We start from the raw sequence: 8,880 nt of genomic DNA on the forward strand, positions 1-8,880 counted from the left end.
AAGCCCCCCACCGTAGGACGGTGAGGGGCTTCGCGAGGTTGAGACCGAAGCCTCGGCGGCTTCTAGTACCAGTTGTTGGCCTGCCAGAAGGACCAGGCACCGCACGGGCTGCCGTAGCGGCTGTCCATGTAGTTGAGGCCCCACTTGATCTGGGTGGCCGGGTTGGTCTGCCAGTCGGCGCCGGCGGACGCCATCTTCGAGCCGGGCAGCGCCTGGACGAGACCGTAGGCACCGGAAGAGGCGTTGCTCGCCCGGTAGTTCCAGCTCGACTCGTGGTTCACGATGTTGCTGAAGCACTGGAACTGGTCGCCAGGAATCATCTGACGGGCCATCGCCTGGACCTCGGCCACGCTGTACGAGCCCTGGGTGGCGAACGCGGATGCGCTGCGGACCTCGGACCGGCTGGCGCGCTCGGCGGCGTCCTTCTTCTCCTGCCGCTCCTTCGCCAGCTTGTCCTCGGCCGCCTGCTTCTTGGACTTGGCGTCCTTGGCGGCCTGGATACGGGCCGACTCCTCGGCGGACTTCTTCGCCGTCGCGTCGGCTGCGGACGCCTGGGCGTCGGCCTGCTGCGTCAGCGAAGCGGTCTGCACCTGGGCCTGCTGGCCCGCGGGGATGTCGGCGAGCAGCGTGGTGTCGGCTGCGGTGGCCTCGAAGTTGTTGTCGTCGACAGCGGGGGTGCTGCCCGATGCAACGCCTACGACGGCGCCTACGGTGGTCACAGCCGTGGCAGATGCCACAGCGAACCCCCGGACCGAGATCCGGCTCACACGGTGTCCTTCCAGCATCGCCCGCTTAGGTGACCTCGCGGGCGCAATCGTGCCCCTGAACACTGGCCTCCCTACTGCTTGGGTCACGGGAGGCACGGGCCCGATGGGCGACTCCCCGGAGGGAGCGCCGCGTGGTGCTCGCGGGCGGCATACGGACGGCGGTTGTTGAGTTGTGTGGTGCGGTGCACCTCTGGAGGTGCGGGTGTGCCGTATGCGGGGCCTGACGGAAGCAAGACTCTGCCGGACCGGGACGCCGCGAAGCAATTCTCTGTTGCGTGTGAAAGCTCACACCCCGTTTGGAGCAAGCCAATTGCGGAAATGGCACCGCAACACGATGCCGCCCGGCTAAGCTCCTTGGCTCGCCGGGCGGCATCAACTGTCCCAAGCCGTATCAGATCTGGCCTTCCTCCAGCATTTCGGTCACCAGTGCGGCGATGGGGGAACGCTCGGACCGGGTGAGCGTGACGTGGGCGAAGAGCGGGTGACCCTTCAGCTTCTCGACGACGGCGACCACTCCGTCGTACCGGCCGACCCGGAGGTTGTCCCGCTGGGCCACGTCATGCGTGAGCACCACCCGGGAATTCGCCCCGATCCGGGACAACACGGTCAGCAGCACGTTCCGTTCGAGCGACTGGGCCTCGTCGACGATCACGAAGGCGTCGTGGAGCGACCTGCCCCTGATGTGGGTGAGCGGCAGCACCTCCAGCATGCCGCGCCCCAGGACCTCCTCGATGACCTCGCGCCCGGCGACCGCCGAGAGCGTGTCGAAGACCGCCTGCGCCCAGGGGCCCATCTTCTCGGCCTCGGAGCCGGGCAGATAGCCGAGGTCCTGTCCGCCGACCGCGTACAGCGGACGGAAGACCATCACCTTCTTGTGCTGCCCGCGCTCCAGCACGGCCTCCAGACCGGCGCAGAGCGCCAGCGCCGATTTGCCGGTGCCGGCCCGGCCGCCGAGCGAGACGATGCCGACGTCCTGGTCCAGGAGCAGATCCAGGGCGATGCGCTGCTCGGCGCTGCGGCCGTGGATGCCGAAGGCCTCCCGGTCGCCGCGGACGAGCCGGACATTGCCCTCGGCCGTCACCCGCCCGAGCGCCTTGCCGCGCTCGGACTGGAGGACCAGACCGGTGTGCACGGGCAGATCGGCGGCCTCCGGGACGTACAGCGTCTCCTCCCCGAAGAGAAGGTCGACCTGTTCCGCGGAGAGGGCGAGTTCGCCCATCCCCGTCCAGCCCGAGTCGGTGATGGCGAGTTCGGCGCGGTACTCCTCGGCGAGGAGGCCGACCGACGACGCCTTGATACGGAGCGGCAGGTCCTTGGAGACGACCGTGACGTCGTACCCCTCGGCCTGGAGATTGCGCGCGACCGCGAGAATCCGTGAGTCGTTGTCCCCCAACCGGTAGCCGGCGGGCAGTACGCCGGGATCGGAATGGTTGAGTTCGACGCGCAGTGTCCCGCCCAGATCCCCGAGCGGGATCGGGGCATCCAGCCGGCCGTACCGGACCCGGAAGTCGTCCAGCAGGCGCAGGGCCTGCCGGGCGAAGTACCCGAGCTCCGGGTGGTGCCGTTTGGCCTCCAGTTCCGTGACCACGACGACCGGGAGGACGACTTCGTGCTCGTCGAACCGGGACATGGCATTCGGATCGGCCAGCAGGACGCTGGTGTCGAGAACATAGGTGCGCCTGTCGGGCATGCGGCGCTTTGTGCTGGTCACCACGGAAGGACGTACCCCCTCGGACGAGGTTGGGGTGCGACGACGTCGCGGAGCATCCCAAAGGGAGAGGACGGACCGGGCTTCGGCCACCTTGCACGGGCCGAGCGCCGGCCCTCGACGTCAGCCGCACTGTATGTACGGTCCTTCGTGTGCAAAGGGCCTCCCGGGCGAGCGGACTCCATGCCGCTCACTTGGTGACGACGTCCGCCTGGTTTCTGACCGGACGTCGACCTGTCAGGGGTATTCCCTCGAACACGCGAAGCCATGCCGCCCGGGACGGGCGGGGTGCGCGGGAACCGGTGGCCCGGGCCCCCGGGGCGCGGAAACACCACCCGAACGGCTCTGTACTCCGCCGCCGGGCCGGTCGGACCCGTCCGGGGTTCCGGTGCGCCGAAGGCGCCTGTGGTATCAGCCGCCGTAGCGGCGGTGGCGGGCCGCGTAGTCGCGCAGGGCCCGCAGGAAGTCGACCCGGCGGAAGGCCGGCCAGAAGACCTCGCAGAAGTAGTACTCCGAGTGCGCGCTCTGCCAGAGCATGAAGCCCGAGAGGCGCTGCTCCCCGCTGGTGCGGATCACCAGGTCGGGGTCCGGCTGGCCCCGGGTGTAGAGGTGCTCGGAGATCAGGTCGGTGGAGACGATCTCCGCCAGGTCCTCGAAGGACGTGCCCTTCGCGGAGTGGTCGAGCAGCAGGGAACGCACCGCGTCGGCGATCTCCTGGCGGCCGCCGTAGCCGACGGCGACGTTGACCAGTATCCCGTCGACCCCGACCGTGGCCTGCTCGGCCTCCTTGAGGACCGTCTGGGTGTGCGCGGGCAGCAGGTCGAGCGTGCCGACGTGGTGGACCCGCCAGCGGCCGTCCGCGACGAGGTCGCGCACGGTGTTCTCGATGATGCCGAGGAGCGGGATGAGCTCCGATTCGGGCCGGTCGAAGTTGTCCGTGGACAGCATCCAGAGGGTGACGACCTCGACATCGGTCTCACTGCACCAGCCGAGGAGCTCCTTGATCTTGTCCGCACCGGCCTGGTGCCCCTCCGCGGCGGTGCCGCCGGACGCCTTCGCCCAGCGCCGGTTGCCGTCGAGGATGACACCGATGTGCTTGGGCACCTGGGCGTGATCGAGGCGGGCCTCCACCCGGCGGGCGTAGAGCCCGTACACCAGGTCGCGCAAGTTCACTGAGTCCACCTCTCGGTTCCGTGCGGGCCCGCCCGCCGCCTCGCCCGGGGCTGTCCCCCTGGGGATCGTCGCACCGGTAGGGGGCCGATCGCCCCGCCGTGCCGTGGCAGTCCCGAAGCCGCCACATTACTGCGCAGGCGCCGCACCGGCCCAACCCGGCCTGTCACAAGTCCGTGATAAAGAGGGAAACGTGACTGATTCCTCTTCCTATTACCGGGCCGCCGGCACGCGCTATGACTCCATGGAGTACCGGCGCACCGGCCGCAGCGGCCTCAAGCTCCCGGCCGTCTCGCTCGGCCTCTGGCACAACTTCGGCGACGACCGCTCGCTCGACTCGCAGCGCGCCATTCTGCGCCGCGCCTTCGATCTCGGTGTGACCCATTTCGACCTGGCCAACAACTACGGCCCGCCGCCCGGCTCCGCCGAGCTCAACTTCGGGAAGCTCTTCCGGCAGGACTTCGCTCCCTACCGGGACGAGCTGGTGATCTCCACCAAGGCCGGGTACGACATGCACCCCGGGCCCTACGGCGAGTGGGGTTCCCGCAAGTACCTGCTGTCCTCGCTCGACGCCTCGCTGAAGCGGATGGGCCTCGATTACGTCGACATCTTCTACTCGCACCGCTTCGACCCGGACACCCCGCTGGAGGAGACGATGGGGGCCCTGGCCTCCGCCGTGCGGCAGGGCAAGGCGCTGTACGTCGGAGTGTCCTCGTACACCTCTGCGCAGACCGCCGAGGCGGCCCGGCTGCTCAAGGAGATGGGCGTACCTGCCCTGATCCACCAGCCGTCCTACTCGATGATCAACCGGTGGACCGAGGACGACGGGCTGCTGGACACGCTGGAGGCGGCCGGTATGGGCTGCATCTCCTTCGTGCCGCTCGCCCAGGGACTGCTGACCAACAAGTACCTGAAGGGCATTCCGGAGGGTTCGCGCGCCACGCAGGGCAAGTCCCTCAACCCGGACCTGCTCTCCGACGAGGTGGTCCGCCGGCTGAACGGGCTGAACGACATCGCGAAGGGGCGCGGCCAGTCGCTGGCCCAGCTGGCACTCAACTGGGTGCTGCGCGACAGCCGTATGACATCGGCCCTGATCGGCGCGTCCAGTGTGAAGCAGCTGGAGGAGAACGTCGCGGCGCTGACCGCTCCGGCGCTGGCCGCAGGGGAGTTGAAGGAGATCGACACCTTCGCCGTGGACACCGCGGGCACCAATATCTGGGTCGGACGGGCCTGAGAGGCACTCACGTCGGCGGATGCCCGGCCCCGTTGGCGTCGGGGCACAAAAAAACGGGCCGGTCCGTGGGGGGGGGTACGGACCGGCCCGAGGGGGGGTTTCCACCATAACCCTTCGTAAGTGATGCTGCGTGCATCGCCGCCGAATAATTACTCTCCGGATGTGCGGGACTCCGTTGTGGGCATGGAATTCGGGGCTTCGGAGCGGCTGGACCTGCGCGGACGCCCGGGGGCGCCGCCTTGACGCGGGCCCCGCCCACAGGACATGCACAGGATGTGCACATTCCGGTTGTCAGTGGCCGCCGACGGGTTTCACACAGCCGGTTCCTTCCATGTACCGGCCGTGTGCCTCGGCGGTGACGAGCCCGTCGCCCGAGCCGCTCAGCGAGCCGTCCACACAGATCCTGCCGAGTCCGAGGACGAATGTGCTGCCGTGCGGCCCGAGGGTGCCGGTGGAGATGATCGCGCCGGGGGCGTACCCCAGTCCGGTGAGCGCCTTGCGCAGCTGCTTCTCGCCCGGCCCGCGCTCCTGGGCGAGCCCGGCCAGTCCCGCCCGTACCTTCGCCGCCTCGGCCTCGCCCTTGGCCCGGTCCGCCGCCGACAGGTCGAGGGTGGACTGGAAGGCGTGGTTCTCGGCATAGTGCGGATTCGCGTCGCCGGGGCCCTCCTCGCCGTACGGCGTGGGTCCCGCCGGTGAGGGCGGCACTGTTCCCGGGCCGCTCGCGGCGGCGGATCCGGTGTCCTGGGCGTGCTCGGTCCCGCAGCCCGCAAGGGCCGGGAACAGGACGATGAGGGCGGCACCGGCGAGGACCGATGCCCTGTGTCTCGCAGAGGTCATGGGCCGAGTATGGGACAGCGCCCGGCTGACCGCCCCACGGTTCCAGGATCATCCCGACGGAGCGAACAGAGCCTGCCACGCCGGGAAGTGACCGCCTGTATGTACGGGCGGGGCGCCGTCCGCCGTCAGGTCGTCGAAGCCGCGCCCCGGTGGCCCCTGGTGAATCTGACGCCCACGGTGTCACCGCCGGTGACCACGAAACGGCCGCCCTCGCAGCGGATGACGGCCTCGTGCACCTCGCCCCGCTCGTCCCGGCGCTCCTCGGTGCTCAGCACCGTCCAGCCGCCGCCCGGTGGCTGCGGAAGGTTCGCCATCGTGGCGAACTCCCACTGTGCGGCCGGTACGCACCAGCCGGGAAGGTGGGGCCAGGTACCGGCGCCGACGTGCAGGGTGCCGTCCGAGGCACAGGTCAGAATCACCGACTGGCTGTCGGACAGCAGGAATTCGACCGCCTCCGGCTCACCCATCCGCCCCTCCGGGCGGTAGAAGACGCCGAGGACCCCGACGATCCTTGCGCCTCTGAGCCATTCGGAGTTGCCCTGCCGCGGGCTGCGCGTGGCTTCCTCGTCGCCGCCGACCCTCATGGCCTGCTCCTTCCCCGTGCACTCAGCGACCAGAGTGCCATCCTTCCGGCGCGGGGAGGGCATAGGGACTCAGGCCGGGCGCCCCGGTTTACGGGCCTCGACCAGAAAGCGGGTGGTGTGGGCGACGAACGGCCCCTCGGTCTCCAGCCGGTGGTGCAGCGCGGCGAGTTGCGGCCGGTACTGCTCCACGGTGAAGCCGGGCACCATCCAGATCACCTTCCGCAGGAAGTACACGACGGCGCCGATGTCGAAGAACTCGGTGCGCAGCCGCTCCAGCCGCAGGTCGACGACTTCGAGGCCGGCCGCCTCGGCCGCGGTGCGCGCCTGCTCCGGGTCGCGCCCGTTCCGTACCTCCGGCGGCTGCGGGCCGAGGAAGTACTCGACGAGTTCGAAGACGCTGGCCGGGCCGACCTGCTGGGAGAAGTACGTGCCGCCGGGGGTCAGGACCCGGGCGATCTCGTCCCACCATGTGGTCACCGGATGCCTGCTGACGACGAGGTCGAAGGCTTCGTCGCCGAACGGCAGCGGCGGCTCGTCCGCATCCGCGACCACCGCCGCGCCGAGCGGGTGCAGCAGGGTGGTCGCACGGGCGACGTTGGGCGGCCAGGACTCCGTGGCGACGGTCAGCGGCGGCAGCTTCGGCGCGGAGGCGAGGACCTCGCCACCGCCGGTCTGGATGTCGAGCGCGGCGCTCGCCCTGCCGAGGCGCTCCCCCATGGCGTGGGCGTACCCCCAGGAGGGCCGTTCCTCGGTGGCCCTGCCGTCGAGCCAGGAGAAGTCCCAGCCGGCTACGGAGACGGTGTCCGCCTCGGCGACCAGGGCGTCGAACCGGGCGCGCTCGGCCGCCTGTGCCGCCTGCTTGTCTTCGGGTGTTCCGGGCATGCGGAGATGATCTCAGCCGGTCCCCGCCGCGCGCGACCGTAATAAGGGGCCGGGGGCGGCCTCAGGCGGCCAGGCCGCCGAAGAGGATCCCCAGCAGGGCACCGGCGATCATGAACGGTCCGAACGGGATGCCCGTCTTGCGCCCGGCGCGCCGCAGGATCATCAGCCCGAGCCCGTACGCCGCACCGAACAGGAACCCGGCGAAGCCCCCGGCGAACACGACGGCCCAGCCGTACCAGCCCAGCGCCACACCCAGCGAGAGCGCGAGCTTGACGTCGCCGAAGCCCATTCCGTTCGGGTTGATGAGGAAGAGCAGGAAGTAGAAGGCGCCGAGAGCGAGTCCGCCGAGCAGGGCCGACAGCCAGGAGCCGCCATGCTCCGGCAGCAGTACGGCGATGCCCAGGAGGACGGTGACGACTCCGGCGGCCGGCAGCGTCAGCTCGTCCGGAAGCCGGTGGACACGGCGGTCGATGGCCGCGAGAAGTACGGCGACGGGGGCGAGCAGCAGCCATACGGCGAGCTCGGGGCGGGCCCCGGTGGCCGCGGCGAGTGCGGCGCAGCCGAGGGTGGTGACGACGGGGACGAGCAGGGACGGTGCGTAGCGCGGACCGGCCGCGCGGGGTGCCGCACCGGCTCCGTCCGCATCCGGGGCCGCGTCCGTACCGGTCGTGGCGGTGCCCGTATCCGTACCGGTCGTGGCGGCGCTCGCATCGGCGGTGCGCGTGCCCGCGTTCGGGTCGGGCCGGTCCGGGCCGGCTCCGGCAGCCGTGCGTGCGGCGACGGCCCCCACCTCCGCGCAGGTCCTGCAGCGGGTGGAGCCCAGCCAGCCGCGGCCCGGCCCGGTGAGGGCGTGACCGGCGGGGCAGGCGTCCCGCCATGCGTCCTCGGGTTCGACGGAGAACCGGTAGGCGGCGCGCGGAACCAGCAGTCCGGCCGCGGCACCCCAGAGGGCGGCGACCCCTATCAGCATGGCGTACACGTCACCGACCTTAGGCGCCCGGCACACAGGGGGCATGGGCCCAGGGGCCCACTCCGGGCAGATACGGACCCAGAGGTCGTCACGTGGCGCTACCGTCATGGCCATGGCTCGATGGCGCAATGGCACAGGAACGCTCACGATCACGGACCGAGAGGGGGGACAGGAGACGGAGGTACCGCTGCGGATAGCCGCCTCGTACCGTCACCGGAGCCGTGGACTGCTCGGGCAGGACGGCATCGACGGAGCGCTGCTGATCACGCCGTGCGGGAGTGTGCACTCCTTCCGCATGCGGTTCACGATCGATGTGGCCTATCTCGACCGCAAGTTCAACGTTGTGGCGGTGCACACGATGAAGCCGGGACGGCTCGGTCTTCCCCGGCTCCGTGCCCGGCACGTGATCGAGTCGGAGGCCGGCGCGATGGCGAAGTGGGGGCTGCGGCCGGGCGCGAAGGTGGGGATCGCACAGAGCGACGGCCCCGCCGGCTGAACGTCGGCCGCCCTGCGCGGAGATGGGGCCCAGGGCCCAAGACACCGGGGGTTCCCGGCCCCTAGTGTCGAAACATGTCACGGGTGGGGGAAGTGCGTCGTCGTATTCGTCGGTGGTCTCGGGGGTCCGTGCCGCGCACGGATGTGAGGTTGCTGGGTTTGCGGGGCCGTGGCCGCAGGCGTGGTCCGGGTGGTCGGCGTGATCGTGGTCAGGGTGCGCTGGAGTATCTGGG

9 protein-coding genes are annotated in these 8,880 nt (G+C 70.3%); 2 read left to right on the forward strand and 7 right to left on the reverse strand.

Annotated elements, in window-relative coordinates; all coding sequences use genetic code 11:
- Positions 1-62: 62 nt before the first annotated feature.
- The 3 genes from ACFVW8_RS08970 to ACFVW8_RS08980 all read right to left on the reverse strand — a co-directional run bounded on the left by ACFVW8_RS08970 (position 63) and on the right by ACFVW8_RS08980 (position 3,648).
- Positions 63-767, reverse strand: a complete 705-nt coding sequence (locus ACFVW8_RS08970; RefSeq protein ID WP_389687624.1) for a lytic transglycosylase domain-containing protein — start codon at positions 765-767, stop codon at positions 63-65.
- Between the two features lie 391 nt (positions 768-1,158).
- Positions 1,159-2,481 (reverse strand): PhoH family protein, encoded by a 1,323-nt coding sequence (locus tag ACFVW8_RS08975; RefSeq protein WP_389687626.1) that lies wholly within the window; start codon positions 2,479-2,481, stop codon positions 1,159-1,161.
- Positions 2,482-2,886: 405 nt separating this feature from the next.
- Positions 2,887-3,648 carry an isoprenyl transferase gene (locus tag ACFVW8_RS08980; protein ID WP_389687628.1) on the reverse strand — a complete coding sequence of 254 codons (762 nt, stop codon included), beginning with the start codon at positions 3,646-3,648 and terminating at the stop codon, positions 2,887-2,889.
- Between the two features lie 190 nt (positions 3,649-3,838).
- Here ACFVW8_RS08980 and mgrA point away from each other — a divergent pair, with 190 nt between their 5' ends.
- Positions 3,839-4,879 (forward strand): L-glyceraldehyde 3-phosphate reductase, encoded by a 1,041-nt coding sequence (mgrA, locus tag ACFVW8_RS08985; protein WP_389687630.1) that lies wholly within the window; start codon positions 3,839-3,841, stop codon positions 4,877-4,879.
- A 291-nt stretch (positions 4,880-5,170) separates the two neighbouring features.
- Here mgrA and ACFVW8_RS08990 read toward each other — a convergent pair whose 3' ends face one another.
- The 4 genes from ACFVW8_RS08990 to ACFVW8_RS09005 form a co-directional block, all read right to left on the reverse strand.
- On the reverse strand, positions 5,171-5,716 hold the full coding sequence (locus ACFVW8_RS08990; protein WP_389687632.1) for a hypothetical protein: 546 nt from the start codon (positions 5,714-5,716) through the stop codon (positions 5,171-5,173).
- Positions 5,717-5,841: 125 nt separating this feature from the next.
- Complete coding sequence (locus ACFVW8_RS08995; RefSeq protein WP_389687634.1) at positions 5,842-6,300, reverse strand: hypothetical protein; 459 nt, start codon at positions 6,298-6,300, stop codon at positions 5,842-5,844.
- Positions 6,301-6,369: 69 nt separating this feature from the next.
- Entirely contained in the window at positions 6,370-7,182 is an 813-nt protein-coding gene (locus ACFVW8_RS09000) for a class I SAM-dependent methyltransferase (RefSeq protein WP_389687636.1), read from the reverse strand.
- A gap of 61 nt (positions 7,183-7,243) precedes the next feature.
- Entirely contained in the window at positions 7,244-8,161 is a 918-nt protein-coding gene (locus tag ACFVW8_RS09005) for a prepilin peptidase (RefSeq protein WP_389687638.1), read from the reverse strand.
- A 103-nt stretch (positions 8,162-8,264) separates the two neighbouring features.
- Here ACFVW8_RS09005 and ACFVW8_RS09010 point away from each other — a divergent pair, with 103 nt between their 5' ends.
- Positions 8,265-8,648, forward strand: coding sequence for a DUF192 domain-containing protein (locus ACFVW8_RS09010; protein WP_389687640.1), 384 nt, complete (start codon positions 8,265-8,267; stop codon positions 8,646-8,648).
- Positions 8,649-8,880: the final 232 nt, after the last annotated feature.

It is taken from the genome of Streptomyces sp. NPDC058221 (assembly GCF_042882365.1).
GTDB lineage: Bacteria > Actinomycetota > Actinomycetes > Streptomycetales > Streptomycetaceae > Streptomyces.

Excerpts from the sequence above, each read along its gene's own strand:
- ACFVW8_RS08990 (WP_389687632.1), bottom strand. The coding sequence starts at position 5,716 with ATGACCTCTGCGAGACACAGGGCATCGGTCCTCGCCGGTGCCGCCCTC.
- ACFVW8_RS08995 (WP_389687634.1), bottom strand. The coding sequence starts at position 6,300 with ATGAGGGTCGGCGGCGACGAGGAAGCCACGCGCAGCCCGCGGCAGGGC.
- ACFVW8_RS09000 (WP_389687636.1), bottom strand. The coding sequence starts at position 7,182 with ATGCCCGGAACACCCGAAGACAAGCAGGCGGCACAGGCGGCCGAGCGC.
- ACFVW8_RS09010 (WP_389687640.1), top strand. The coding sequence starts at position 8,265 with ATGGCTCGATGGCGCAATGGCACAGGAACGCTCACGATCACGGACCGA.